We start from the raw sequence: 25,660 nt of genomic DNA on the forward strand, positions 1-25,660 counted from the left end.
CGTTTAGTAAACAACAACGAGACAAAGTGGCCAAGCCGGCCACGCGCTTCCCCCGCAATGAAAGCCCTGCTCACCCAGGCGGCGCTGGTCCTCGGTCTCGCTGCCGGCGTGCCACTCGCTCACGCCGCCCGCCTGGTCATCTGGATGGTGGGCGACGACAAGACGCCCCAGGTCATGCAGCCGGCCGTCGCCGCCTTCCGCGCCGCCCATCCGGATGTCACCGTGGAAGTGCGCGACGTGCCCTGGGCTGACGCGATGACCAAGTACTCCGCGGCACTGGCCAGCCGGCGTGGGCCCGATCTCGTCACCGGCAGCACCTCGTACGCGATCGCGCTCGGCGCCAAGGGCGCGCTGGTCGACCTGAACCAGGCTGCGCCCGACCTCGCCCGCCAGCTCGAACAGCACGCCAACCCCGGCGCGCTGCGCGCCATCCGCCGCCCGGACGGCCGCCTCTACGGCGCCCCCTTCGACATGCATGTGCAGCTGCAGTACTACCGCAGCGACCTGGCTGCCGAGGCACCCGGAGACTGGGAAAGCTTCATCCGTGTCGCCCGCGCGCAACGCGCCCAGGGACACGGCTTTGCACAGCAATGGGGCAATACCAGCTGGCTGGGCTTCTACCCCTACCTGCGCCAGGCCGGCGGGGCCGTCTACGACGCCAACTGCGCACGCGCCGTCATCGACAGCCCCGAGGCCGTGCGTGCGCTGACCTATTACGCGCGCCTGTACCACGAGCTGCAGGCACCCACGGATGGCTGGCCCGACGCCGACGGCGGCCTGGAAAGCGGCGCCTACGGGCTGATGCAGTCCGGCACCTGGCTGCTGTCGCGAATGGACATGGTTCACAAGGGCCTGGTCGGGCGGTGGGCCGCCGCGCCGCTGCCCATCGGCCCGACGGGCAAGCGCACCGCAGTGCTGGGCGGCACGGTGCTGGCCATCACACGCTTTTCGCCCAATCGCGAGCTGGCATTGGACTTCATGCGCACCGTCTACCAGCCCGAGGTCACGCGCCGCATGGCCGAGGCCGCGCTGGCCTACGGCGGCATGTGGCTGCCCTCCGGCCGGCAGGATCAGATCGCCACCCTGCCCCTGCCCCACCGTGAGGCCCTGCTGACCCAGCTCGCCGACGCCGAGGGCCCGCCGCCCTGCCCCGCATGGATGCGCCAGGACTACATCGTCACCCGCGCCGTGCAGCGCGTCGTGCTGGCCGGCGGCGACCCGCAGGTGGAGCTGAGCCGCGCTGCCGCCGTCATGAACCGTGCACTGGCCGCATTGGGATCGCAGCCATGATCTGGCGTCGCCATGGCCGTGACATGTTGCTCGTCGCGCCCTTCTTCGCCCTGTTCGGCCTGTTCGGCGTCTGGCCCGTGCTGCGCTCGGCCTGGCTGAGCTTCACGGACTACCACGCCACCGACGCCCCCAACTGGATCGGCCTGCGCAATTACGCCGAACTCTTCGCCGACGAGCGCTTCTGGACGGCGCTGGGCAACACCGCCACCTACATGGCCTCGGTGTCGGTCATCGCCGTGCTGCTCGGCCTCGTGCTGGCGCTGAACTTCGGCAGCAACTCGCGGCTGCACCAGTGGGTGCGCGTGGCCTTCTTCCTGCCGGCCGTGGCCGGCGGCGTCGGCGCCATCTCAGCCTGGAAGTGGCTCGCCAACTCCGAGGCCTATGGCCTGTTCAACAGCATCCGCGCGGCCGTCGGCCTGGAGCCGGCGCGCTTCCTCGGTGACCCGCAATGGACGATGCCCGTTCTCGTCCTCGTCGGCGTCTGGTCGGTGCTCGGCTACAACCTCGTCATCTTCGTCGCCGGCCTGCGCGCCATCCCCGAAGAGCTCTACCAGGCCGCGCGTCTGGACGGCGCCTCACGCTGGCAGCAGTTGCTGCACATCACGCTGCCCAACCTGCGCCCCACGCTGGTCTATGTGAGCGTGACCGGCATGATCGCCAGCTTCCAGGTCTTCTATGAGCCCTATCTGCTCTACGGCGCGGTCGAGACGCTCGGCGGCCCGCTGGACTCGGCGCTGATGCTGGTGACCTATCTCTTCGACCGGGGCTTCCGCCAGCTCGACCTGGGCCTGGCCTCGGCGGCCGCCTGGGTGCTGACGACGCTGCTGTTCGGCCTGACCTGGCTGAACCTCAAGCTGATCGGCCGGGAGGGCGGGCGATGAAGTGGACTCGCATCCTCCAGGCACCGCTGTGGCTGCTGGTGCCCGCCATGCTGCTGCCCTACTACTGGATGGCCGCCGGCGCCTTCAAGACCGTGGCCGAGCTGCTGCGCCAGCCGCCCACGCTGCTGCCCCACGCTCCCACGTCGCGCAACTTCTTCAACCCCGACTGGGCCGGCACCACGGCCGACCCCGACAAGCTCGCCGGCATCCTGCAAGTGCAGGTCGAGGGCCACGGCTTCCTGCGCTTTTATGCCAACAGCCTGCTCGTCACCATCGTCGTCACGGTCGTCAGCCTGCTGGCCGCGTCCCTCGTCGCCTTCGTGCTGACCAAGCGGCCCTTCCCCGGCAGCCGCTGGCTGTTCCGCGCGCTGCTGGTGTCGATGATGCTGCCGTGGGAAGTCACCATCGTGCCCAACTTCGTCACTGTGGCGCAGCTGGGCTGGATCAACACGTACGCCGCCCTGCTGGTGCCGGGCCTGGCGAAAGCCTTCGTCGTCTTCTACTTCCGCCAGGCCATGCTGAGCGTGCCCGACGAACTCATCAGCGCCGCGACCCTGGACGGCGCCGGCACGCTGCGCATCTGGTGGAGCGTCGTGCTGCCCATGCTGCGGCCAGCTCTGGCGGCGATTGCCATCCCGGTGGCGGTGGGCGAGTGGAATAACTTCCTGTGGCCGCTGCTCGTCGTCAACGACGCGGCCACGCTGACCCTGCCGCTGCAACTCGGCAAGATGGCGGGCGACCTGAGCTTCAACCCGCAATCGGCCGCCGTGTTGATGGCGGGGTCGCTGCTCGCCTCGCTGCCGGCCGTCGTGCTCTTCCTGGTTTTCCAGAAGCAGTTCGTTGCCGGGCTGCAAGCGGGCGCCACCAAGGGCTGACATGAGATTTCTGAAGGGATTCGCGTTGTACTTGTCATTGATGCTGCCGACCGTCGGCCAGGCGGCAAACGACCCACGGCTGCAGGCCGTCATGCAAAGGCTGGACGCTGGCGAGGCGATCACCTTGGCCACCATTGGCGGCTCCATCACGACCGGCTACGCCGCCCAGCCTCCCCGCGAGCGCGGCTGGGCGGCCCTGCTCGCCAGGTCGCTCGGCCCCAAGGCCAGGCTGGTCAACGCCGGCGTCAGCGGCACGGACTCCGCCGCCGGTGTGCAGCGGCTGCAGACGCAGGTGCTGGACAAGTCGCCCGACCTGGTCATCGTCGAGTTCGGCGTCAACGACCAGTGGCTGGATCCGGCCGTGCGCGGCAGCAGCTATGAAGCCATCCTGCGCCGACTGTTGACTTCCAAGAAGCCGCCCGCGGTCGTCGTGCTCGGCCTGACGCAGCAGGGCAACCAGGCGCGCGACGCGGTCGATGCGCAGCTGAAGCTGGCCGCTCACTACGGCCTCGCCGCGCTGGACTTCGGCCGCTGGATGCAGGCCCGCGTCGATGCCGGCGAAGACCGCTGGGCGGCTCTCTACGACGAGCCCGTCCACCCGAACGCCACCGGCCATCAGCGCATCGCGCTTGCGCTGGCCGAGACACTGCGGGCAGCCGCCCGCGGGCCGGTCGCCGCGCCCGCGCCGCTGCCCGATCCCGTCTACGGCCGCGCCCACGAGTTCACGCGGATGCTGGCCGGCGAGACCCTCAAGCCCTACCAGGTGCATGGCTTCGAGCGTGGCGGCGAGGTGCATCCCGAGTGGACCGGCCAGCAGCCCGGCTGGGTCAGCAAGGCCGACGATGCCGAGGCTCATTTTATCGTCTGGGGACGCGAGGTCGCGGTCTTCCACGCCGAAAGCGAGCACTACCGCAACCTCGAAGCCTGGGTGGACGACGGGCCCGTCGTCACGCTCCGCGGCCAGGTGCCGGAACGCAAGGGCTACCTCGGCTGGCACTACGCCGTCGTCGGTCGCGAGCTGGAGCCCGGCGCCCACCTGCTGCACGTGCGCGTGAAGAAGGACGAATGGACCGGCAGCGGCCGCCCGGCGAGCCTGCTGGCCGTCATGTCGGCCGGCATCTTCCCGCCCGAACTCCACCCGAGCGATTTCGTGCGCGAGGCGCCGTCAAGCAAGCCAGGCCTGATAGCCGCGGACGATCCCAAGCTGCGCTGGATCGGCCGCATCGGCAGCGCGCCCGGCGGCAAGCTGCTGGCGTGGAGCGGCAGCGAGCTGCGCGCCCGCTTCACCGGCGACCAGCTCACGCTGCGCCTGGCACCGTCGCGCGGCGGTATCAACCATTTCACCGTCGAGGTCGACGGCCGCCGCCACGCACTGGCGCTGCGCAGCAGCGGGCTGGCCGACTGGCGGCTGCCCTTGACGGCCGGAGAACACGAGCTGCGCCTCGTCAAGCGTACCGAGGCTTCGCAGGCTGAAAGCCTCTTCCTGGGTCTGCGTCTGGCCGAAGGCGGCAGGCTGCTCGACCCTCCGCCACTGCGCCCGCTCAAGTTCGAGTTCTATGGCGACTCCATCACCGCAGGCGCATGCAATGGCGACATCGGCGAAGACCAGTACGCCGACATGTCCACCCACGACGGCACGCGAGCCTATGGCGCGGTGACGGCTGCCAGGCTGGGCGCGGACTACGTCGGCATTGCTGTCAGCGGCATCGGCATCACGGCCACCTGGGACCAGTTGCTGATGCCCGAGGTCTGGAACCGTTATGCACCGCGGCTGGACGCACCGGTTGCGCCGCCCGAAGCACGCGCGCCCGACGTGGTGCTGCTCAACCTCGGCCAGAACGACCATGGCTTCCCGGCTTCGAAGGGCCAGACCATCGCCGCTGACTTCGGCCCGCGCTATCTCGCCTTCGTACGCGGCCTGCGCGCGCGCTACCCGCAAGCCAAGATCGTGCTGCTGATGGGCGGCATGTCGGCCCCGCGCGAACAACCCGCCATCCCGCGTGCCGTGCTGGGCGCCATGCAGACGCTGCGCGCGGAAGGCGACGCCAAGGTCTGGTCCTACCGCTTCGAGGCCTTCTCCTGGGCCCATCCGCGCATCGACGTGCATACCTTGATGGCCGACGAGTTGACCCGTTTCCTGAAAGACGAGGTGCTGAAATGATCCCAGTTCCCGACATGCGCCAGCCCGCAGCGTTGTGGGCGCACATGCGCCACACGCTGGACTTCTACGCGCCGCGTGCGCGCGACGAAACCGGCGGCTGCTTCCAGTTCTTCAAGGACGACGGCACGATCTACGACCGCCGCACCCGCCACCTCGTCAGCAGCACGCGCTTCGTCTTCAACCACGCGCTGGCCTGGCGCTGGTTTGGCGGACCTGTTCACGACGTCGCGCACGCACTGGCCTTCGTCAACCAGGTCCATGCTCAGCCGCAAGGGGGCTATGCCTGGGTGCTGGACTGGCACGACGGCCGCGCCACGGTGCTCGACGGCGCCAACCATTGCTACGGCCTGGCCTTCGTGCTGTTGGCCAACTCGCACGCCACGGAAGCCGGCGTGCCCGGCGCGCGCGAAGGCATCGCCGCCACCTTCGAACTGATGGAGCAGCACTTCTGGGAACCCGCCCACGGCCTCTACGCCGACGAGGCGACGCCGGACTGGGGCATCGGTCCCTACCGCGGCCAGAACGCCAACATGCACGCCTGCGAAGCCATGCTGGCCGCTCACGCCGCCACCGGTGAATCTCGCTACCTCGACCGTGCGCTGACCCTGGCCACGTCCATCGCCCAACGCCAGGCGGCGCTCGCGGGCGGCCTCGTCTGGGAGCACTACAAGACCGACTGGACACCCGACTGGGACTACAACCGCGACGACAAGACCAACATCTTCCGGCCCTGGGGCTTCCAGACCGGCCACCTCACCGAGTGGACCAAGCTGCTGCTGATGCTGGAGCGTCGCCTGGGCGCGGCGGCACCCGGCTGGCTGGTGCCGACGGCGCGCCACTTCTTCGACACCGCCATGCAGCGCGGCTGGGACGGCGTTCACGGCGGCCTCGTCTATGGCTTCGCGCCGGACGAATCATGGCGCCCCCCGCCTGCGGGTACGCAGTCGTCCCCCCGAGGGGGACACGCCGGCCTTGGGAGCGGCCCGGCGCCCGACATGAAGGTGTGCGACGCCGACAAATACTTCTGGGTCCAGGCCGAAAGCCTTGCCGCCGCCGCCTGGCTGGCCGTACGCACCGGCGACGACGCCTACTGGGCCTGGTACGACCGGATCTGGACCTACGCCTGGCAGCACTTCGTCGACCACGAGCACGGCGCCTGGTATCGCATCCTCGCGCCCGACAACAGCAAGGTCACCGACGAGAAAAGTCCCGCCGGCAAGACCGATTACCACACCATGGGTGCCTGCCAGGACGTGCTGGCCGCGCTCGGCGTGCAACCGCCGGCGCGGGGCTGACGCCATGGGCCGCCTTGCCACTGCCCTGCTGATCGCGCTGCTTGCTGCCTGCGGTGGCGGAGGTGGTGGTGCCGCCGCCGAGCCGGCACCGCCCACGCCCACAGACCCCTGGGCCGCCTACCCGACCACGCCGTCCGGGACACCGCCCGGCGCCTCGGCACAGGCCCGCACCGCCGCCGCGGCGCTGGGCGGCGGCATCAACTTCGGCAGCATGCTGGAAGCGCCCAGCGAAGGCGCCTGGGGGCTGAAGGTCGAAGACGAATTCATCCAGCTCGTCGGCCCGAGCGCCAGCCCGTCTTACAGCCAGGCGGTGCGCCTGCCGGTGCGCTGGAGCAACCACGCCAGCCTGGATGCCGCAGCCACCATCGATGCCGCCTTCATGACCCGCGTCGAAGGCATCGTCACCAAGCTGCTCGCGCGCAATGTCACCGTCGTGCTGAACATGCACCACTACCACCAGCTCGATGGCGACGCCGTCGAGTCGGGTGAAGCCAGCGTCGCGGCGGACGTGGTGCAGTTGCGCTTCCTGGCCATGTGGCGCCAGATCGCTGAGCGCTTCGCCAATGCCGGGCCGGGCCTGGTGTTCGAGCTCTACAACGAGCCGCACAACAAGCTCGAGGCCGACTGGAACACCCTGGCCTCGCGCGCCCTGCGCGTGGTGCGCGCCAGCAACCCGAGCCGTATCGTCATGATCGGCCCGGTGCAGTGGAACAGTCCCTGGGCGCTGTCCAAGCTGCAGCTGCCGGCCGACGCCAACCTGCTGCTCACCGTCCACCATTACGAGCCATTCACCTTCACCCATCAGGGTGCGGAATGGGTCAGCCCCTCACCGCCCGTGGGCGTGGATTGCTGCGACGCCACCCAGCTGGCCAAGATCCGCGAAGGCCTGGACCTGGCCGCCAACGAAGGCAAGCGCCTGGGCTACCCCGTGGTGGTCGGCGAGTTCGGCGCCTACAGCCGCGCGGCACTCGGCGCCCGGGTGCGCTACCTGAAGGCGATGCGCGCCGAGATGGCCGCCCGCCAACTGCCCTGGATGTACTGGGAACTGGCCTCGGGCTTCGGCCTCTATGACCCGCAAGCCCATGCCTGGCGGACCGACCTGGTCCAGGCGCTGTACGGCACCACCCTGACGAAGGACTGATCCATGAAGCTGCGACACCTCGCCACCACCTGCCTGCTGGCGTCCCTCGTCCAGGGCGTCTGCGCGGCCGAACTGCTGCCCTGGCGCGGCATCAGCCTGTCCAGCGCCGAGTGGGGCGAGAAGCTGCCCTTCCCCGGCATCTATGGCAAGGACTTCGTCTACCCGACGGTGGCCAGCACGGCCTACTACCAGGCCAAGGGCATGAATCTGATGCGCATCGCCTTCCGCTGGGAGCGCCTGCAGCCGGCGTTGAACGGCGAGTTCGACCCGACGGAACTCGCTCGCCTTCGCGAGTTCGTCGACGGCACGACCGCCCGCGGCCTGCATGTGCTGCTGGACCCGCACAACTACGCCGCCTACAAGGAGGTGCATGTCGGCAAGCCCGAGGTGCCCATCGCCGCGTTTGCCGACTTCTGGCGGCGCCTGGCCCTGCAGTTCAAGGACAACCCGAAAGTGCAGTTCGGCCTCGTCAATGAGCCGCGCAACATGCCGACCGAGACCTGGGGCCAGGCCGCCCAGGCCGCCATTGATGCCATCCGCAAGACCGGCGCTACCAACCTCATCACCGTGCCCGGCAACGGCTACACCGGCGCCTGGAGCTGGTTCGAGTCCAAGTGGTACGGCACACCCAACGCCGAGGTCATGGGCCAGGTGCGCGACCCGCTGGACCGCATGGTCTTCGAAGTGCACCAGTACTTCGACAAGGACGGCTCCGGCACCAGCCCCGAATGCGTCAGCCCCGAGACCGGCGCGGAGCGGCTCAAGCGCTTCACCGAATGGCTGCGCAAGAACAAGCGCCGCGCCATCCTGGGTGAGCTGGGCGGCGGCGCCAATGCCGTCTGCGAGCAGGCCGTGACCGGCGCGCTCAAGCATCTGCAGGCCAATGCCGACGTCTGGGACGGCTGGCTGTGGTGGGCCGGTGGCCCGACCTGGGGCGACTATTTCCTGTCCCTGGACCCCACCGCCGAGGGCCGCGACAAGCCGCAGATGCGCTGGCTGGCGCCTTTCCTCAGCCCAATTGCAGTTCAAACTCCCTGAGCGACTGAAGGAAGTCCTTGGCGTCGAAGGCCTCACCCAGGGCGAGCGCACCGCTGCGCTTGAAGGATGGCTGCAGCATGCGCTCGGCTGCCTCCACCACAAGCGGCGCCGACACCGCATAGATGTCCTGGCCACGGGCGATGGCCTTTCTCGCGCTCGCCCCTTCGCCGGCTTGGACCACCATCTCGAAGCGCTGCGCTGAACGGCCCTGCGCGTCACTGGCCTCGGGCGGCGGCGTGGTGGTGTCGCGGATCTCCTGCAGGGACGACAGCGTCAGCCACGAGCGCAGGTTCTGCACGCGCAGATGGCGGGCGATGGTGATGACCTCGCTGAAGGGCAGTTCGACCATGGCCTGCTCGCCGTGGCCCGCACCGAAGGTCCAGTCACGCTGGGCTGCGGGGGTCGGCATGCGCACGATCTGGCCGCCTTGCAGCACAACGCGCGGCACCTGGTTGCGCTCACCGGTCTTGCGCGTGCCCTCGGTGGGCCACCAGTGGTCCAGCGCGATGGCGATGGCCAGGTCGTGCACGGCGCCGTCGCCCATCAGCGCCGTCGCCAGCAGGTCAGCCAGCCCGCCATAAAAGCCCGCCGCCGGAATGATGGCGACGCCAGCCACGCGAGCCCGGGCATCGAAGTTCTCGAAGACGGCTTCAGCGCTGGCCTGCTCGGCGGTCACGTCGATATAGCCGCAGCCGGCGCGCAGCGCGGCCTCGATGACCGGCGCCGCCGTGTCGAGAAACGGCCCGGCGCAGTTGATGACCACGCCGCAGCCCTGCAGTGCCGCGTCCAGCGCGGCCGCGTCGTCAATGGTCGCGACCCGCGCCTCCACGCCAGCCGGCAGTCGCGACGCATCCCGCCCGATCGCCACAACCTTCAAGCCACGCCTCAGCGCCTCGTTGACGACGAATCGCCCGGTGTGCCCGCCGGCACCGTAGACCGCGACCGCCTTCTTGCCCAAATCCTTGCTCATGATCATCCTTTTGAAACGAGACAGACCTGTCTGTTCTTTGAACGATACAGAATGGTCTGTATCGTGTCAACACCGAATCGACCGCCGTGATGAACATGCCTGCTGAAACTGCCCCCGAAGCTCAGAACGTCCGCGAGCGACTGCTGGGCGTGGCGTCCGAGCTGTTCTACAAGAACGGCGTTCGCGCGGTCGGCATCGATCTGGTCATCGAGCAGGCTGGCGTCGCCAAGAGCAGCCTGTACCGCCACTTCCGCACCAAGGACGACCTCATCGTGGCCTTCCTGGAGCGCGAGGACGTGGACTTCTGGGCGACCTGGGACCGGGTCGCCGCGGAAAACGCGGGCGACGCGAAGGCCGAGCTGGAAGCGCACATGCGCTGGATCGGCGAGCGCCTGGGTCGCGCCAACTACCGGGGCTGCCCACAGATCAATGTGGCGGCCGAGTTCGCCGAGCAAGACCACCCGGCGCGAGGCGTGGCGCGCGCCCACATGCAGGCGCTGCGATCCCGCCTCACGGTCATCGCCCAACGCCTGAAGGCACGCGCGCCGAAGGTACTCGCCGCTCAGCTGGCCTTGCTCGTCAATGGCGCCTTCGTCAGCGCCGAGCTGCTGACGCCCGATGAAGCGACGGATGTGCTGCTGGCCGCGATGCGCGCCCTCGTCGAAGCCGACCGCTAGTCTTCCTTCATCTGCGCCGCCTTGGCCACCGGCGCCAGGCGGGCCTTTTCGGCGACGAGGAACTTGCGGAAGTCCTCGCGGCTGCCGCCCGTCGGGTCGATGGCCAGCGGGATGAGCTTGGCGCGCAGCTCGCTCGTCTTCAGCGCCGCATTCACGGCCGCATTGAGTTTGTCGAGGATGGCCTCGGGCGTGCCCTTGGGCGCGAACACGCCCGACCAATGGCCAATGAAAACGTCGTTGAAGCCCTGCTCCTGGGCGGTGGCCAGGTCGGGCAAAGCCGCGATGCGACGGTTCCACGTCGAGGCGATGGCCTTGAGCTTGCCGGCCTTCACCATCGACAGCACGACGGGGCTGGCCTCGGAGGTCGCATCGACCTGGTTACCGACAACGGCCGCCATGCCTTCGGAGCCGCTCTTGAAGGGCACGATCTGCAGCTTGGCGCCAGCCTTGAGCTTGAGCATCTCGGCCACGAAATGCGGCGTGCTGCCGGTGCCGGCCGTCGCGAAGTTCAGCCCCTGGCCTTTCCTGGACGCCGCGATCAGGCCCTTCAGATCCTTGATGGCCGAGTCGCCCGGCACGACGACGACCGAGGGGCTGACGGCCATCATGACGACGGGCACGAGGTCGTTCTCGGCATAGGGCATGCGTGTCTTGATCAGCGCATTGGTGATGACACCGGCCGCCGGCGTCAGGAAGGTGTAGCCGTCAGGCGCGGCCTTGGCCACATAGGCCGCGCCGATCATGGAGCCCGCGCCGGGTTTGTTCTCGATGATGATCGGCTGCCCCAGCTGCTTGGCCGTGGCTTCGGCCACCGTGCGGGCGACGATGTCGTTGGCGCCGCCGGGGCCAAAGGGCACGACGAAGTGCAGGGGCTTGGACGGCCAGGCCGTTTCCTGGGCATGGGCGGTCAGTGCAAGCAGCAGAGCTGCGACGGGAACAAGGCACTTCGGCACGGGCGTCTCCTGAAGGCGGTACAGCCCAGCCTAACGCCCTGCGGCGCGCCCGCGAAACGTGAGAACCCGCACAGGCATGAGCTCATGACAAAAGCTTTGTTGGGTTTTGTGTCATCGGCCTGCAGACTTGCAGCGTTGCCACCCGTACCGACAGCTTCCGCCACCACCGATGTGTGAGCTTTTCGCCCTCAACAGCCGCCAGCCGGCCGCCGCCACCTTCTCCCTCAGCGGCTTCGCCGCTCGCGGCGGGCGCACCGCAGACCATGTCGACGGCTGGGGCGTGGCCTTCCACGACGGCGAGCGCTGCGAAGTCACCGTTGAGGACAGCCCGGCGGCCGAATCCGAACTGGCGCGTCATTTCGGCCACCACCCGGTGCAGGCACGCAACATCCTCGCCCACATCCGCAAGGCCACCCAGGGCGCCCGCACCCTGGAGAACTGCCACCCCTTTCGCCGCGACTGGGCAGGTCGCACCTGGGTCTTCGCGCACAACGGCGACCTGAAGGACTTTCACCCCCAGCTGGACGGGAGCTTCACGCCGGCCGGCCAGACCGACAGCGAACGAGCCTTCTGCTGGTTGATGCAGAAGCTCCAGCAGCGCTTTGGCAACCAGCCGCCCGACTGGCAGCAACTGGCCGAAACGCTGACGCCCTGGATCCACGAGATCGCCGAGCACGGCCGCTTCAACCTGCTGCTGACCGATGGCCGCGCCATGCTGGCGCATGCGTCCACCAAGCTGCACTGGCTGCAGCGCCGCCCGCCCTTCGGCCACGTCTCCTTGCGCGATGGCGACCTGAGCGTGGACTTGGCCACCGTCAACAACCCGGCTGACCGCATGGCGCTGGTCTCCACGGAGCCGCTGACCCATGGCGAGGCCTGGCAGGCGTTCACAGCCGGTGAAGTGCGTGTGTTCCAGGACGGCGATTGCGTCTTCGTCAGCGAAGGCGTGGCCGAACTCGCGGCTGCCTGATCAAGGCGCAGCCAGCGCCTCGTCTACCACGCCGCGCGCTTCCTGGAGCAGCAGCTGCAGATGCGCCTCGTCGCGGAAGCTCTCCGCATAGACCTTGTAGATGTCCTCGGTGCCCGACGGCCGCGCGGCGAACCAGCCACTGGCCGTGCACACCTTGATGCCACCGATCGCCGCGCCGTTGCCCGGCGCACTGCTCAGCACCGCAGTGATGGGCTCGCCTGCCAGTGTCGTCGCCTGGACGTTCGCAACCGTCAGCGCGGCCAGCCTGGCCTTCTGCTCGCGCGTGGCCGGGCCTTCGACGCGGTCGGCGTGCGGTGTGCCGAGGGCCGCCGTCAGGCTCTGGTAGTACACCCCCGGGTCGCTGCCGGTGCGCGCCGTGATCTCGGCCGCCAGCAGCGCGGCGGCGATGCCGTCCTTGTCGGTCGTCCACACGCGGCCATCACGGCGCAGCATTGATGCGCCCGCACTCTCCTCGCAGCCCAGGCCCAGGCTGCCTTCAGCCAGGCCCGGCGCAAACCATTTGAAGCCGACGGGCGCCTCGAACAGCGGGCAGCCCAGGCGCCGCGCAATGCGGTCGATCAGCGCCGTCGTGACGACGGTCTTGCCGACGGCCGCGTTCGCGCGCCAGCCGGGCCGGTGGCGGAACAGATAGTCCACGGCGACGCTGAGGTAGTGGTTGGGCGGCATCAGGCCGGCACTGCGGGTGACGATGCCATGGCGGTCATGGTCGGTGTCGCAGGCAAAGGCCACGTCGAAGCGATCGCGCAGGCTCGTCAGCCTTTGCATGGCCCAGGGCGATGACGGGTCCATGCGGATCTGGCCGTCCCAGTCCAGCGTCATGAAGGCGAACCGCGGATCCACCTCGTTGCTGACAACCGTCAGTGGCAGGCGGTAGTGCTCGGCGATCGCAGGCCAGTAGGCCACACCCGCGCCACCCAGCGGGTCCACGCCCAGTTGCAGGCCGGCCGCGCGGATCAGGTCGAAATCAATGACCTGCCCCAGCGACGCCACATAGCTGCCGAGGAAGTCGTACTCATGGCAGGCCGACGTGGTGAGCGCCCGCTCGGCGTCCTTGCGCAGGACGCCTTCAAGCGAATGCTTCAGATACTCGTTGGCAGCCGCCTGGATGCCCGCCGTGACGTCGCTGCCCGCCGGCCCGCCATGCGGTGGGTTGTATTTGAAGCCGCCATCTCGCGGCGGGTTGTGCGAGGGCGTCACGACGATGCCGTCGGCGCGCTGCCAGCCTTCGCGGCCGCGGTTGTATTCAAGGATAGCCAGCGACACGGCCGGTGTCGGCGTGAACTGGCCCGCCGGCGCCAGCATCACGTCCACGCCATTGGCCACCAGCACCTCCAGTGCGCTGAGCACAGCGGGCTCGGACAGCGCATGCGTGTCGGCGCCCAGAAAGAGCGGGCCCGCGATGTCGCTCTGCTTCCTGTGGTCGCAGATGGCCTGCGTGATGGCCAGCACATGCCATTCGTTGAACGAGCCATCCAGGGCCGAGCCGCGATGGCCCGACGTGCCGAAGCTGACCTGCTGTTCGGCGCAGCTCGGGTCGGGCTGGCGCGAAAAATAGGCTTCGCGCAACGCCTCGACGTCGATGAGGACATCGGGTGGCGCGGGCTTGCCGGCAAGAGGGTGGCGTTCGGCACTCATCGTTCGGGGCTCTCCCGTTCTTCGGTGAGACCATACTGCCAGCATGGCGCGGCCACGGTGCCGGACATCGGCACACAGGCTTGCAGGCCCCGACCTACAGGCAACTCAATTGCCGCACGGCGTCTCAGCGGCCAGACCGTTTCTTGATTCGCTCAATGCCGGTCTTGGCAAAACTCACCGAGCGCTTGGCCGCATCCTGGACTTGGGCTGCGGCGGGCAGCTTGTCCTGAGCCCATGAGGCGGCCTTTTGCACGGACTGCTGGACCTGCGTCGCGGCTGTGCCGGCCGCGGCCTGCAACTGCTCGGGCGAGGGCAAGCGCTCACGTGTCCAGTCAGCGGCGTCCTTGGCCGACGTGCCCAACTGCTCGGCACCCGACCTTGCGCCATGCCACGCCTTGGTCGCTGCGGTGCCGGCCGCGGCCTGCAGCTCCTCGGGCGAAGGCAGGCGCTCGCGCGTCCAGCCGGCCGCCTCCTTGGCCGAAGCGCCCAGCTGTTCGGCCGCCTTGCCCGCGCCCGACCTGGCGGTGACCCAGGCCTTGGTGAGCGGGCCGTCAGGCTCTTGCAGCAACAGCGTCAGGCTGGCTGCCAATGCCGCCTCCTCGGCCTCGGACAGCGGACCGCCAGCCTCCAGCAATCGGCGCAGGAACTGGCCGAGATCGGCGGCGATGGCCTTGTGGTTGCAGTCGGGGTTGGCGTGCAGGAAGGCCGACAGCTCAGCGGCCACCTCCTCGACCGAGCCTTGCATCACGCCCGGCTCGATCTGCGCGATGGCCCGCGTGACGAAGCTGGCGTCCAGGCCCCAGTCGTCCACCAGGTGTTGCACCAGCGCTTGCCGCTCGGCAGGCTCGATGTGGCCATCCACCGCGGCCAGCCGCAGCGCCAGCGGCGCGATGAGGTCGAAGAGGGCCAGGCCCAGCGTGTCCAGCGGCGTGTTCAGGAACTTGGGGATCTCGATGACACGCGCGCCCTTGGTGTCACCCAGCCACCGGTACAGGCCGTAGCAGGCGCCGCCCGAGGCCAGCGCGGCCAGCGCCACCCAACCGATGGGCGTGGTGGCGGCCCCGATGCCCAGCACTCCCGACTTCACGACGGCCGCGCCCGCGCCTGCGGCGCCCAGCACGTCCCAGACCTCGCGGGTGCGGTTGATCATGCGCAGGGACTTGTAGGCGTTCTCGCCGATGGCGAGCCTGGCCTTGAAGCGCAAGGGCTCGGCGACTACCTGCGTCACGCCTTCAAGCGCGGTTCCGGGTTCGGCTGGGTCCACTGTCGGTTGCTGCTGGGTCGTCATGGCGACCAAGCATAGAACGAGAGGGTGCACATCGTGGACGGCGCGGTCTTCGGGCCGAGCGCCGGGCCGCTCCCTAGCCGGCCCGGTTGGCGATGTGCTCGCGGCTCGATGCCGCGAGCATCGCCGTCCCCTCGGGGGCTGAGGCCGGACACATGGCGCCCAGTGGGCGGCATGTGCCTGCCGAAGAGCTGCGGCGCGAGCCGCAGCGCGGTCTGCAAGACCGACTGGGCTTGCCCGCGTTTAGCAGGGCAAGACTGGGCGAGGGGCAGCGTTATTTCAGGTGACAGGCGCGGGGTTGAACAGCACCAGGCTGTTGTGCAGCTTCCAGTGCTCGGCCCAGGTCTTCTTGCGACCGCTGGCGACGTCGAGCAGCAGGCGGAACATCTCCCAGCCCGTCTCCTCGATCGTCGCCTCGCCGTCGGCGATGCGGCCGGCGTTGATGTCCATCAGGTCGTGCCAGCGGCGGGCCAGGTCGGTGCGCGTGGCGACCTTGACGACCGGGCACTCGGCCAGGCCATAGGGTGTGCCGCGGCCGGTGGTGAAGATGTGCAGATTCATGCCGGCGGCCAGTTGCAGCGTGCCGCAGATGAAGTCGCTGGCAGGCGTGGCGGCGTAGACGAGGCCGCGCTGGTCGCGCTTGAGCTTGTCGCCGGGAGCGAGCACATGCGAGATGGCCGAGCTGCCGCTCTTGATGATGGAGCCCATCGCCTTCTCGGCGATGTTGGACAGGCCGCCGGCCTTGTTGCCGGGCGTCGTGTTGGCCGAGCGGTCGACGCGGCCGCGGTCGAGGTAGCGGTCGTACCAGCCCAGCTCGCGAATGATGGCGTCCGCCACCTCGGGCGTGGCGGCGCGGCTGGTGAGCTGCTCCACCGCGTCGCGCACCTCGGTGTTCTCGCTGAACATGATGGTGGCGCCCGCGCGCACCAGCAGATCGGCGCAGAAGCCCACGGCCGGGTTGGCCGTCACGCCCGAGAAGGCATCGCTGCCGCCGCATTGCACGCCGACGACCAGCTCAGCTGCAGGCACGGTCTCGCGCCTGCGGGCGTTCAGGCGCTCCAGGTGAGGCTTGGCACTTTGCAGGATGTCTTCGAGCATGGACATGAAGCCCACGTGCACGTCATCCTGCAGGCAGATGGTCTCGGGGCCGCTGGCGGGGTCGCGTTCGTCGGTGATGGGGAAGGAGCCGGGCGGCAGCAGGCGTGCGGGCTGCAGCTTTTCGCAGCCGAGGCTCACCACCATCACCTCGCCGCCGAAGTTCGGGTTCAGCGAGATGTTCTTGAGGGTGCGGATGGGGATGACGGCATCCGGCGCGTCGATGGCCACACCACAGCCATAGCTGTGCTCCAAGCCGATGACGTCGTCCACGTTCGGGTAGCGCGGCAGCAGCTCGGCCTTGATACGCGCGACCGCCTGGGCAACGACGCCGGCCACGCACTGCACCGTGGTCGTGATGGCGAGGATGTTGCGCGTGCCGACCGAGCCATCCTTGTTGCGGTAGCCCTCGAAGGTGTAGCCGTCCAGTGGTTCAACGACAGCAGGCTTCACGGTGGCGATGGGCAGGCCTTCCAGCGCACGTGCGGCGGGCATCTGCAGCAGGCGCTCGTGCACCCAGCTGCCGGCGGGAATGGCCTTCAACGCATAGCCGATGGGCACGGCGTAGCGCAGTACCACTTCTCCCTCGGCGATGTCGCGCAGCGCGACCTTGTGGCCCTGCGGCACCTTGTCGCGCAGCGCCATCCCCGCGCCTGGGATGCCGTCCGGCAGCACGGTGCCTTCGGCCAGGCCGCCGTCGTTGGCAACGATGGCGACGTTGTCCTCAATGCGCATGCGCAGCGTCAGGGGCGGACGGGGGGAAACAGCAGTCATGGTTTGCCGAGGCGTTGCTACAGTTGAAGTTGTTGTACGTCGTCTAGTTGTCGTACAACTTCCGTCACTTTAGACGGCGCGATCATTTCAAAACTCCGGGAAAACCCGCGAATGCACGCCCCCCTCGCCCGCCGCCGGCCGCGCACGCTGGCCCTCGAACTGGTTGACTCGCTCGGAGACCGCATCCGGGCCGGCCAGTTGCAGGCCGGCGACAAGCTGCCGACCGAGGCGGCCATCATGGGCGAGTTCGAGGTCAGCCGCACCGTCGTGCGCGAGGCCATCTCCAAATTGCAGGCGGCTGGCCTGGTCGAGACGCGGCACGGCATCGGTACGTTTGTGCTCGGGCTTGGCGACGGGCCGTCATTCAAGATCACGCCGGAACAGTTCAGCACGCTGCAGGACGTCATCGCCGTGCTGGAACTGCGCATCGGCCTCGAGACGGAGGCGGCCGGCCTGGCAGCGCAGCGGCGCACCGCCGACAACCTCATTGCCCTGCGCAAGGCGCTGGACGCAGTTATTGCCGCCGTCGAAGCCGGCCAGGACTCGGTGGCCGCCGACTTCCAGTTCCACTTGGAGATTGCCCGCGCGACGCAGAACAGCCACTTCGCCGACCTGATGGCAACGCTGGGGGCCCAGATCATTCCGCGTGCCCGGCTGGAGCCGGTGGCGGACATGAGTGCGGAGCGGCTGGCCTATATGCGGCGCGTCAACGCGGAGCACGAAAGCATCCTCGACGCCATCACCAGCCAGGATGCCGAATCGGCTCGTGCGGCCATGCGCACCCACCTCTCCAACAGCCGCGAACGCCGCCGCAGGGCCCAGGCCGAAACCGGCTGACCATTAAAAATGGTTTCCAAGGGTTATCCCTAGTGATTGTGGATTTGATCCAAGTTGTACGATGACCTACAACTTCAGTCATCCCAACACCGAACGGAGACCCTCCCATGTCGCCCCAAGAACTCAAAGCCGTCCTCGAAGCCGGCCTGCTGTCCTTCCCGCTGACCGATTTCGACGCGCAGCTGAACTTCGCGCCCAAGCCCTACGCCGAGCGCCTGGAGTGGCTGCAACCTTACGGCGCCTCGGCGCTGTTCGCGGCGGGCGGCACGGGTGAGTTCTTCTCGCTGGAGCCGGGCGAGTACAGCGACATCATCAAGGTGGCCCTGGACACCTGCCGCGGCCGCACGCCCATCCTGGCCGGCGCCGGTGGCGGCACGCGAGTGGCCGTCCAGTACGCGCAGGAAGCTGAGCGCCTTGGCGCCCAGGGCGTGCTGCTGCTGCCGCACTACCTGACCGAAGCCAGCCAGGAAGGCCTCATCAATCACGTCGAGGCCGTCTGCAAGAGCGTCAAGTTCGGCGTCGTCGTCTACAACCGTGGCGCCTGCAAGCTCACGCCGCAGAGCCTACTGGTGCTGGCCGACCGCTGCCCCAATCTGATCGGCTTCAAAGACGGTCTCGGCGACATCGAGAAGTTCGTCTCCATCCGCCAGACGCTGGGCGATCGCTTCGCCTATCTGGGTGGCCTGCCCACCGCCGAGCTGTTTGCCGGCGCATACAAGGCCATGGGCTGCCCGGTCTACTCGTCCGCCGTCTTCAACTTCATCCCCAAGACGGCGATGGAGTTCTACAACGCCCACGCCGCGGGCGACACCGAGACCTGCAACCGTCTCGTGCGCGACTTCTTCATCCCCTACGTCGCGCTGCGCAACAAGGGCGAGGGCTATGCCGTGTCCATCGTGAAGGCCGGCGCGACGCTGGTGGGCCACACGGCCGGGCCGGTGCGGCCGCCACTGTCGGACCTGGCTGCAGCCGAGGTCGACGCACTCGGCGCGCTGATCTCCAAGCTCGGCCCGCAATAAGCCATTCCACAAGACCCACTGGAGACAAGCCATGAAGAAACTGCTGACCGCCTTGCTGCTCGGCGCCGCTGCCACCACCGCAGCGCTGGCTCAGGCCTGGCCCGCCAAGCCCGTGACGCTGCTGGTGCCCTTCCCGCCCGGCGGCTCCACCGACGCCATCGCCCGTCTGCTGGGCAACAAGCTGCAGGAGACCCTCGGCGGCAGCTTCGTCGTTGACAACCGCGGCGGTGCGGGCGGCACCATCGGCACCGGCATGGTCAAGCGCGCGGCGCCGGACGGCTACACCGTCCTCGTCTCGTCGCTGGGCCCGCTGGTCATCGGCCCGCACCTGCTGAAGAACCTGCAGTACGACCCGACCAAGGACCTCGACTACATCACCGTCGCCGTGCAGGCGCCCAACGTGCTGGTGGTACCCGCCGCGTCGCCGCACAAGAGCATGGCCGACGTGCTGGCCTATGAGAAAGCCAACCCCGGCAAGATGAGCTTCGGCTCCAGCGGCAACGGCAGCAGCGACCACATCACCGCCGAGCTGTTCTGGCTGCAGACCGGCACGTCGGGCCTGCACATCCCCTACAAGGGCGGCGGCCCGGTCATGACCGACCTGCTCGGCAACCAGGTGGATGCCAGCTTCATGAACATCAACACCGCGCTGCCGCAGATCAAGGCCGGCAAGCTGCGCGCGCTGAGCATCACGAGCGCCCAGCGCTCGCCGGTGCAGCCCGACGTGCCCACCATGGACGAGCTGGGCATCAAGGGGCTGCAGGTCTACTCCTGGCAAGGCGTGGCCGCGCCCAAGGGCCTGCCCGCCGACATCAAGGCCAAGCTGCATGCCGGCATCGTCAAGACCTTGAACTCGCCGGACATCAAACCGAAGTTGCTGGAGCAGGGTTTCGAGGTCGTCGCCAACACGCCCGAGCAGTTCACCGCCTTCCAGGCGAGCGAGTTCGCACGCTGGAAAAAAGTGATCGAAGAACGCAAGATCACCGCAGATTGAGCCCACCCCCGAGGCGCTGACGCGCCTCCCCCTCAAGGGGGCTGAGCTCGGACACAAACAGTCCTGAGGACTGTTTGTGCCTAGCGAAGGACAAGGCCTCTGGCCTTGGCAGCACCCGATAACCTGGCAGAGCCAGTTCCATGGGTGCCACTTGGTGGGGCACTACATCTTTGAAGTACTGACATGACCTCGACCCCCGTCATCAAGGAGCTGCGCGTTGTGCCCGTCGCCGGGCGCGACGGCATGCTGCTCAACCTCAGCGGCGCGCATGCGCCCTTCTTCACCCGCAACCTGTTGATCCTGACCGACAGCGCCGGGAACACCGGCGTCGGCGAGGTGCCCGGTGGCGAGAAGATCCGCCAGACGCTGGAGGACGCGCGCCAGCTGGTGGTCGGCCAGCCCATCGGTGGCCACCAGGGCGTGCTGCAGAAGGTCAGCCAGTCCTTTGCCGACCGCGACGCCGGCGGCCGTGGCCTGCAGACCTTCGACCTGCGCACCACCATCCATGCGGCCACCGCGATCGAGTCGGCCTTCCTGGACCTGCTCGGCCAGCACCTGGGCGTACCGGTCGCGGCCCTGCTAGGCGAAGGCCAGCAGCGCGATGCGGTGGAGATGCTGGGTTATCTCTTCTACGTCGGTGACCGCACGAAAACCGACCTGCCGTACAACAGCGAGCCCGGCGCCGACAACGCCTGGAGCCGACTGCGCCATGAAGCGGCGCTGACTCCCGAGGCCGTCGTCAAGCTGGCCGAGGCCGCCCGCGAGCGCTACGGCTTCAACGACTTCAAGCTCAAGGGCGGCGTGCTGCGCGGCGACGAGGAAGTCGAGGCCATCCGCGCGCTGCACGAGCGCTTCCCCGACGCGCGTGTGACGCTGGACCCCAACGGCGGCTGGCTGCTGAAGGACGCGATCCGGCTGATGCGCGACATGAAGGGCGTTCTCGCGTATGCGGAAGATCCCTGTGGTGCCGAGGATGGCTTCTCGGGCCGAGAGGTGATGGCCGAATTCCGCCGTGCTACCGGCCTGCCCACGGCCACCAACATGGTCGCCACCGACTGGCGCCAGCTCTCGCACGCGCTGTCGCTGCAGAGCGTGGACATCCCGCTGGCCGACCCGCACTTCTGGACCATGGCCGGCAGCGTGCGCGTGGCGCAGACCTGCCGCGACTGGGGCCTGACCTGGGGCTCGCACTCCAACAACCACTTCGACATCTCGCTGGCCATGTTCACCCACGTGGGCGCCGCCGCGCCAGGCAAGGTCACGGCCATCGACACGCACTGGATCTGGCAGGACGGCCAGCGGCTGACCAAGGAACCGCTGCAGATCATCGGTGGCCACGTCAAGGTGCCGGCCAAGCCGGGTCTCGGCGTCGAACTCGACATGGCTGAGGTGGAAAAGGCCCATGCCCTCTACAAACAGCATGGGCTTGGCGCCCGCGATGACGCGATTGCGATGCAATACCTCATCCCCAACTGGACCTTCAACCCCAAGCGCCCCGCGCTGGATCGGTAAGCATTCATGTTCAAGAACCTCATCAACGGCGAGTGGCTGGACGGCCACGGCGTCTCCCGCAACATCAACCCCTCGGACACGCGCGACCTGGTCGGCGAATACGCCCAGGCCGATGCCGCCCAGGCCGAGCTGGCCATCACGGCCGCCAGCGCCGCCTTCCCGGCCTGGAGCCTGTCGACACCGCAGCAGCGCTTCGACATCCTCGACGCCATCGGCACCGAGATCCTGGCGCGCCGAGCCGAGCTGGGCGACCTGCTGGCCCGCGAGGAAGGCAAGACCCTGCCCGAGGCCATCGGCGAGGTCGGGCGCGCCGGCTACATCTTCAAGTTCTTCGCCGGCGAGGCATTGCGCCCGGGCGGCGAGAGCCTGCCCTCGGTGCGCCCCGGCGTCGGCGTGGAAGTGACGCGCGAAGCCGTCGGTGTCGTCGGCCTCATCACGCCGTGGAACTTCCCCATCGCCATTCCCGCCTGGAAGATCGCACCGGCCCTGGCCTGGGGCAACTGCGTCGTCTTCAAGCCTGCCGACCTCGTGCCGGGATCGGCCTGGGCGCTGGCCGAAATCCTGTCGCGCAGCGGGCTGCCGGCTGGCGTGTTCAACCTCGTCATGGGCCGCGGCTCGGTCGTCGGCGAGAAGCTGCTGAACGACCCGCGCGTGGCGGCCATCAGCTTCACGGGTTCGGTCGCGACCGGCCAGAAGGTCGCTGCCGCCTGCGTCAGCCGCATGGCCAAGTTCCAGCTCGAGATGGGCGGCAAGAACCCCATGATCGTGCTGGACGACGCCGACCTCGGCGTGGCCGTGAACGCCGCCGTCAACAGCGGCTTCTTCTCCACCGGTCAGCGCTGCACGGCTTCGTCGCGACTCATCGTCACCGAAGGCATCCATGACCGTTTCATCGCCGCCATGGTCGAGAAGATGAAGACGCTGAAGGTCGACGACGCCCGCAAGGCCGGCACCGACATCGGCCCCGTGGTGGATGCCAGCCAGCTTGGCCAGGACACTGACTACCTCGGCATCGCCAAGAGCGAGGGCGGCAAGCTGGCCCAAGGCGGCGAGCGCATCGAGAAGAACGCCGATGGCGCGCCGGGCTTCTACCTGACGCCGGCCCTGATCACCGACACGACGCCCTCCATGCGCATCAACCGCGAAGAGGTGTTCGGCCCGGTGGTGAGCGTGCTGCGCGCCCGCGACTACGAGCACGCACTGGCCCTGTCCAACGACACGCCGTTCGGCCTGGCCGCCGGCATCGCGACGACCTCGCTGAAATACGCCACCCACTTCAAGCGCCATTCGCAGGCCGGCATGGTGATGGTCAACCTGCCCACCGCAGGCGTGGACTACCACGTGCCCTTCGGCGGCCGCAAGGGCAGCAGCTACGGCCCGCGCGAGCAGGGCCGCCACGCGGCTGAGTTCTACACAACCGTGAAGACGGCTTACACCCAAGCCTGATCCCACCGCTTTGGCACCACCGCCCGGCAAGAGGCGGAGCCGCTGCATTGCCCGGAGACAACCGATGAATACCGCCACCGCCACCCTGGCCCACGCCGCCAGCGCCACGCGAACGAAGAAGCGCTTCGCCATCCTGGCGATGCTCTTCATCGTCACGACGATCAACTACGCCGACCGCGCGACGCTGTCCATCGCCGGCCCGGCGTTGTCCAAGGACCTGGGCATCGACTCGGTGACGATGGGCTTCATCTTCTCGGCCTTCGGTTGGTCCTACGTCATCGCCCAGTTGCCGGGCGGCTGGCTGCTGGACCGGTACGGCTCCAAGAAGGTTTACGCCGCCAGCATCTTCATCTGGTCGGTGTTCACGCTGCTGCAGGGCGGCATCAGCTTCCTGACGGCGACCGCGACGACCGCCGTCGTCGTGCTGTTCGCGTTGCGCTTCCTTGTCGGCGCGGCCGAGGCGCCGTCCTTCCCCGCCAATGGCCGCATCGTCGCGTCCTGGTTCCCGGCCGCCGAGCGCGGCACGGCCTCGGCCATCTTCAACTCGGCCCAGTACTTCGCCACCGTGCTGTTCGCGCCGCTGATGGGCTGGATCACGCACAGCTACGGCTGGCCGGCCGTCTTCGTCGTCATGGGCCTGCTGGGCATCGTGGTCAGCGCCGTCTGGCTCAAGACCGTCTATACGCCCAAGACCCACCCCGGCGTCAACCAGGCCGAGCTGGACCACATCGCCGCCGGCGGCGCCCTGGTCAACATGGACCAGCCCGGCACGCAAAGCCGCAGCTTCGCGCCGGAGTCCCCCAAGCTCGGCTACATCAAGCAGTTGCTCTCCAACCGCATGCTGATGGGCGTCTACGTGGGCCAGTACTGCATCACGACGCTGACCTATTTCTTCCTGACCTGGTTCCCCGTCTACCTCGTCAAGGAACGCGGCATGTCCATCCTCAATGCCGGCTTCGTCGCGGCACTGCCGGCCATCTGTGGCTTTGCCGGCGGCGTGCTCGGCGGGCTGATCTCTGACGGGCTGCTGCGTCGCGGCAAGACGCTGACCGTGGCCCGCAAGACGCCCATCGTCATCGGCATGCTGCTGAGCACCAGCATGATCCTGTGCAACTACGTGGACAGCGCCGTGGTCGTCGTCGCCATCATGTCGCTGGCCTTCTTCGGCAAGGGCCTCGGCGCGCTGGGCTGGGCCGTCGTGTCGGACACCTCGCCCAAGGAAATCTCAGGCTTGAGTGGCGCGCTGTTCAACACCTTCGGCAACACCGCCGGCATCACGACGCCCATCGTCATCGGCTACCTGATCAAGGGCACGGGCTCGTTCAACGCGGCCCTGGTGTTCGTCGCCGCGAACGCGCTGGTGGCCGTGTGCTGCTACCTGTTCGTCGTCGGCGACATCAAGCGCTTCGAGCTCAGGAAGGACTCCTGACCCACCTGGCGGCCCAGGCTTCGTAGGCCGCGAGCGTCTTCAACGGCCAGGTCCCCCACCAGGTATAGCCGTTGCGCCGCTCCAGGCTGAGGTCGTTGACGTCGTCGTGCAGGCTCTTGTCGCGGTCGCCGAACACCGGCTTGAGCGTGACCGGGTCGTAAAAGCGCGACCACAGCGGCCCGGCACCGCGTTGCTCGATGAGGCGCCGGCCCTGCGCCTCGTCGAGCTTGACGAAGGCGCGGTCGCGTACGGCCAGGGCACGCAGCATGACGATGCCGCCCTTCACCGCGGCGACGACCGCCGGCGACGGGTCGGGCAGGCTCATCAGATAGCCCAGCGCCCGCGCGCTCTCGCCGCTGCTCAGTGCCGGCGGCTCGTAGTTGCGCGCCGAGGCCGGCGCCAGCGTCAGCGCGTCGTGCTGCTGGGCCCACATCGTTGGCTTGCCGTCGACGCGGATCTGCGTGGCCAACAGCAACTGCACCGCGCGCGCCTGTGCCGCCGCGGCATCGGCCTTCAACGCGGCTGGCAGGAAACCCAAGTCGAGCTCACCGCGTGCGGCAGCCCCCATCAGCTCGGCCACTTCGACGACGGCGTCGTCGTTCAGCGTGATGGCGTCGTGGTAGCCGCCCTGCAGCGGCCACACCTGGGGCCAGCCGCCGTTGGGAAACTGCGCCGCCAGCAGGTAGCGCAGGCCGCGCTCGGCCGCCTGGCGGTAAACGGCACCGGGCGCGTCGGGCTGCTGGGCCGCCACGCGGGCGAGGAAGCGGATCTCGGTGATGGTGGCGTCGTTGTCAATGGTGCCCACATAGCTCCACTGCGCGTCCTGGGCCAGGTCGAAGTCGCCCGGCGTTGCCCGCTTGGAGTTGTTGTCGGCCACAAACGCCTGGCCGGGCAGGCGCGGCGCGCGGTCGCGCGGCTGGTTCTTGCCCCAGCCGCCGGCGGGTGTCTGGAAGCTCAGGACGTTGCGGGCCACGGCCAGGGCTGCGTCGCCGGCATACCAGGCGGCGGGCTTGTCCAGCGGCATGCTGGCCTCGGCATGACCGCCCTCGGGCGGCGCCGGCCAGGCCGTCAGCCCCTTGCGCTCGGCCGCCAGCGCGGCGCGGTCGGCGGCGCGCTGGGCGTCGGAGCGCGCCAGATAGGCCACCCAGGGCCCGCGTTCAGTCCCCGGCAGCGCCGCGACCCGTTCGGCCGTCAACGGCTGGGCCGGCGGGATGACGCCGATCTGCGCTGACCAGGCCGACGAGCAGAGGGCCAAGGCAAGCAGGGTGAAACGGCAGGCAAGGGGCATGACGGGCGCCGAAGTTTGGGGGTGGCCGGCAATCTACCGGCTCGCGCAGGCCGCGAGGGCGCTAATCTCGCGCC

At 68.6% G+C, this 25,660-nt stretch carries 21 protein-coding genes; 15 read left to right on the top strand and 6 right to left on the bottom strand.

The features are described from left to right. Positions 1-57: 57 nt before the first annotated feature. The 7 genes from ACXJLH_RS16675 to ACXJLH_RS16705 are packed head-to-tail and all read left to right on the top strand — an operon-like array spanning position 58 to position 8,681. Entirely contained in the window at positions 58-1,290 is a 1,233-nt protein-coding gene (locus ACXJLH_RS16675) for an extracellular solute-binding protein (protein WP_457445361.1), read from the top strand. Next, positions 1,287-2,171, top strand: a complete 885-nt coding sequence (locus tag ACXJLH_RS16680; protein WP_457323061.1) for a carbohydrate ABC transporter permease — start codon at positions 1,287-1,289, stop codon at positions 2,169-2,171. The genes ACXJLH_RS16675 and ACXJLH_RS16680 overlap by 4 nt, the downstream gene beginning before the upstream one ends. Then, complete coding sequence (locus ACXJLH_RS16685) at positions 2,168-3,046, top strand: carbohydrate ABC transporter permease (protein WP_457445363.1); 879 nt, start codon at positions 2,168-2,170, stop codon at positions 3,044-3,046. Before ACXJLH_RS16680 ends, ACXJLH_RS16685 begins: the two co-directional genes overlap by 4 nt. Before the next feature lies 1 nt (position 3,047). Further along, positions 3,048-5,207, top strand: coding sequence for a GDSL-type esterase/lipase family protein (locus tag ACXJLH_RS16690; protein ID WP_457445365.1), 2,160 nt, complete (start codon positions 3,048-3,050; stop codon positions 5,205-5,207). Beyond that, complete coding sequence (locus ACXJLH_RS16695) at positions 5,204-6,502, top strand: AGE family epimerase/isomerase (RefSeq protein ID WP_457445367.1); 1,299 nt, start codon at positions 5,204-5,206, stop codon at positions 6,500-6,502. The genes ACXJLH_RS16690 and ACXJLH_RS16695 overlap by 4 nt, the downstream gene beginning before the upstream one ends. A 4-nt stretch (positions 6,503-6,506) precedes the next feature. After that, on the top strand, positions 6,507-7,643 hold the full coding sequence (locus tag ACXJLH_RS16700; protein WP_457445369.1) for a glycoside hydrolase family 5 protein: 1,137 nt from the start codon (positions 6,507-6,509) through the stop codon (positions 7,641-7,643). Between the two features lie 3 nt (positions 7,644-7,646). Then, a complete protein-coding gene (locus ACXJLH_RS16705; RefSeq protein ID WP_457445371.1) occupies positions 7,647-8,681 on the top strand; it encodes a glycoside hydrolase family 5 protein in 1,035 nt (344 codons plus the stop codon). On the opposite strand, the gene ACXJLH_RS16710 is transcribed toward ACXJLH_RS16705, so the two are convergent. Continuing rightward, positions 8,653-9,651, bottom strand: a complete 999-nt coding sequence (locus ACXJLH_RS16710; protein WP_457445373.1) for a saccharopine dehydrogenase NADP-binding domain-containing protein — start codon at positions 9,649-9,651, stop codon at positions 8,653-8,655. The genes ACXJLH_RS16705 and ACXJLH_RS16710 overlap by 29 nt on opposite strands. An 89-nt stretch (positions 9,652-9,740) precedes the next feature. Between ACXJLH_RS16710 and ACXJLH_RS16715 the strand changes: the two genes are divergently transcribed. Then, entirely contained in the window at positions 9,741-10,328 is a 588-nt protein-coding gene (locus ACXJLH_RS16715) for a TetR/AcrR family transcriptional regulator (protein ID WP_457445375.1), read from the top strand. On the opposite strand, the gene ACXJLH_RS16720 is transcribed toward ACXJLH_RS16715, so the two are convergent. Continuing rightward, a complete protein-coding gene (locus tag ACXJLH_RS16720; protein ID WP_457445377.1) occupies positions 10,325-11,281 on the bottom strand; it encodes a tripartite tricarboxylate transporter substrate binding protein in 957 nt (318 codons plus the stop codon). The genes ACXJLH_RS16715 and ACXJLH_RS16720 overlap by 4 nt on opposite strands. A gap of 169 nt (positions 11,282-11,450) precedes the next feature. Between ACXJLH_RS16720 and ACXJLH_RS16725 the strand changes: the two genes are divergently transcribed. Continuing rightward, positions 11,451-12,251 carry a class II glutamine amidotransferase gene (locus ACXJLH_RS16725; RefSeq protein ID WP_056203912.1) on the top strand — a complete coding sequence of 267 codons (801 nt, stop codon included), beginning with the start codon at positions 11,451-11,453 and terminating at the stop codon, positions 12,249-12,251. Here ACXJLH_RS16725 and pgm read toward each other — a convergent pair whose 3' ends face one another. From pgm to garD, 3 genes are all read right to left on the bottom strand, one after another. Further along, positions 12,252-13,907: a phosphoglucomutase (alpha-D-glucose-1,6-bisphosphate-dependent) gene (gene pgm, locus ACXJLH_RS16730; RefSeq protein ID WP_457445379.1), complete on the bottom strand. Its 1,656-nt coding sequence runs from the start codon at positions 13,905-13,907 to the stop codon at positions 12,252-12,254. Between the two features lie 124 nt (positions 13,908-14,031). Next, positions 14,032-15,195: a tellurite resistance TerB family protein gene (locus ACXJLH_RS16735; RefSeq protein WP_457445381.1), complete on the bottom strand. Its 1,164-nt coding sequence runs from the start codon at positions 15,193-15,195 to the stop codon at positions 14,032-14,034. A 276-nt stretch (positions 15,196-15,471) separates the two neighbouring features. Further along, the gene (gene garD, locus ACXJLH_RS16740) at positions 15,472-17,061 is read right to left on the bottom strand and encodes a galactarate dehydratase (protein ID WP_457445383.1); all 1,590 of its coding nucleotides are present in this window, start codon (positions 17,059-17,061) and stop codon (positions 15,472-15,474) included. Positions 17,062-17,172: 111 nt separating this feature from the next. Between garD and ACXJLH_RS16745 the strand changes: the two genes are divergently transcribed. From ACXJLH_RS16745 to ACXJLH_RS16770, 6 genes are all read left to right on the top strand, one after another. After that, a complete protein-coding gene (locus ACXJLH_RS16745; RefSeq protein WP_457445385.1) occupies positions 17,173-17,898 on the top strand; it encodes a FadR/GntR family transcriptional regulator in 726 nt (241 codons plus the stop codon). Between the two features lie 107 nt (positions 17,899-18,005). Next, a complete protein-coding gene (gene kdgD, locus ACXJLH_RS16750; protein ID WP_056204504.1) occupies positions 18,006-18,917 on the top strand; it encodes a 5-dehydro-4-deoxyglucarate dehydratase in 912 nt (303 codons plus the stop codon). Positions 18,918-18,948: 31 nt separating this feature from the next. Continuing rightward, the gene (locus tag ACXJLH_RS16755) at positions 18,949-19,911 is read left to right on the top strand and encodes a Bug family tripartite tricarboxylate transporter substrate binding protein (protein ID WP_457445387.1); all 963 of its coding nucleotides are present in this window, start codon (positions 18,949-18,951) and stop codon (positions 19,909-19,911) included. Between the two features lie 183 nt (positions 19,912-20,094). Continuing rightward, on the top strand, positions 20,095-21,423 hold the full coding sequence (gene gudD / locus ACXJLH_RS16760) for a glucarate dehydratase (RefSeq protein WP_457445389.1): 1,329 nt from the start codon (positions 20,095-20,097) through the stop codon (positions 21,421-21,423). Positions 21,424-21,429: 6 nt separating this feature from the next. Then, positions 21,430-22,869 carry an aldehyde dehydrogenase family protein gene (locus ACXJLH_RS16765; RefSeq protein ID WP_457445391.1) on the top strand — a complete coding sequence of 480 codons (1,440 nt, stop codon included), beginning with the start codon at positions 21,430-21,432 and terminating at the stop codon, positions 22,867-22,869. A 64-nt stretch (positions 22,870-22,933) separates the two neighbouring features. Further along, positions 22,934-24,298: an MFS transporter gene (locus ACXJLH_RS16770; protein WP_457445393.1), complete on the top strand. Its 1,365-nt coding sequence runs from the start codon at positions 22,934-22,936 to the stop codon at positions 24,296-24,298. Here the strand turns inward: ACXJLH_RS16770 and pelA are convergent. Continuing rightward, positions 24,282-25,586, bottom strand: coding sequence for a pectate lyase (gene pelA / locus ACXJLH_RS16775; RefSeq protein ID WP_457445395.1), 1,305 nt, complete (start codon positions 25,584-25,586; stop codon positions 24,282-24,284). The genes ACXJLH_RS16770 and pelA overlap by 17 nt on opposite strands. Positions 25,587-25,660: the final 74 nt, after the last annotated feature.

Source organism: Roseateles sp. P5_E4 (assembly GCF_054049255.1).

What these genes read in the sequence shown, in the direction of transcription:
- ACXJLH_RS16680 (WP_457323061.1), top strand. Translation starts at nt 1,287, where the DNA reads ATGATCTGGCGTCGCCATGGCCGTGACATGTTGCTCGTCGCGCCCTTC.
- ACXJLH_RS16745 (WP_457445385.1), top strand. Translation starts at nt 17,173, where the DNA reads ATGCACGCCCCCCTCGCCCGCCGCCGGCCGCGCACGCTGGCCCTCGAA.
- pelA (WP_457445395.1), bottom strand. Translation starts at nt 25,586, where the DNA reads ATGCCCCTTGCCTGCCGTTTCACCCTGCTTGCCTTGGCCCTCTGCTCG.
- ACXJLH_RS16715 (WP_457445375.1), top strand. Translation starts at nt 9,741, where the DNA reads ATGAACATGCCTGCTGAAACTGCCCCCGAAGCTCAGAACGTCCGCGAG.
- kdgD (WP_056204504.1), top strand. Translation starts at nt 18,006, where the DNA reads ATGTCGCCCCAAGAACTCAAAGCCGTCCTCGAAGCCGGCCTGCTGTCC.
- ACXJLH_RS16765 (WP_457445391.1), top strand. Translation starts at nt 21,430, where the DNA reads ATGTTCAAGAACCTCATCAACGGCGAGTGGCTGGACGGCCACGGCGTC.
- gudD (WP_457445389.1), top strand. Translation starts at nt 20,095, where the DNA reads ATGACCTCGACCCCCGTCATCAAGGAGCTGCGCGTTGTGCCCGTCGCC.
- ACXJLH_RS16690 (WP_457445365.1), top strand. Translation starts at nt 3,048, where the DNA reads ATGAGATTTCTGAAGGGATTCGCGTTGTACTTGTCATTGATGCTGCCG.
- ACXJLH_RS16705 (WP_457445371.1), top strand. Translation starts at nt 7,647, where the DNA reads ATGAAGCTGCGACACCTCGCCACCACCTGCCTGCTGGCGTCCCTCGTC.
- garD (WP_457445383.1), bottom strand. Translation starts at nt 17,061, where the DNA reads ATGACTGCTGTTTCCCCCCGTCCGCCCCTGACGCTGCGCATGCGCATT.
- ACXJLH_RS16755 (WP_457445387.1), top strand. Translation starts at nt 18,949, where the DNA reads ATGAAGAAACTGCTGACCGCCTTGCTGCTCGGCGCCGCTGCCACCACC.
- ACXJLH_RS16770 (WP_457445393.1), top strand. Translation starts at nt 22,934, where the DNA reads ATGAATACCGCCACCGCCACCCTGGCCCACGCCGCCAGCGCCACGCGA.
- ACXJLH_RS16675 (WP_457445361.1), top strand. Translation starts at nt 58, where the DNA reads ATGAAAGCCCTGCTCACCCAGGCGGCGCTGGTCCTCGGTCTCGCTGCC.
- ACXJLH_RS16685 (WP_457445363.1), top strand. Translation starts at nt 2,168, where the DNA reads ATGAAGTGGACTCGCATCCTCCAGGCACCGCTGTGGCTGCTGGTGCCC.
- ACXJLH_RS16700 (WP_457445369.1), top strand. Translation starts at nt 6,507, where the DNA reads ATGGGCCGCCTTGCCACTGCCCTGCTGATCGCGCTGCTTGCTGCCTGC.
- ACXJLH_RS16710 (WP_457445373.1), bottom strand. Translation starts at nt 9,651, where the DNA reads ATGAGCAAGGATTTGGGCAAGAAGGCGGTCGCGGTCTACGGTGCCGGC.
- pgm (WP_457445379.1), bottom strand. Translation starts at nt 13,907, where the DNA reads ATGAGTGCCGAACGCCACCCTCTTGCCGGCAAGCCCGCGCCACCCGAT.
- ACXJLH_RS16695 (WP_457445367.1), top strand. Translation starts at nt 5,204, where the DNA reads ATGATCCCAGTTCCCGACATGCGCCAGCCCGCAGCGTTGTGGGCGCAC.
- ACXJLH_RS16725 (WP_056203912.1), top strand. Translation starts at nt 11,451, where the DNA reads ATGTGTGAGCTTTTCGCCCTCAACAGCCGCCAGCCGGCCGCCGCCACC.
- ACXJLH_RS16735 (WP_457445381.1), bottom strand. Translation starts at nt 15,195, where the DNA reads ATGACGACCCAGCAGCAACCGACAGTGGACCCAGCCGAACCCGGAACC.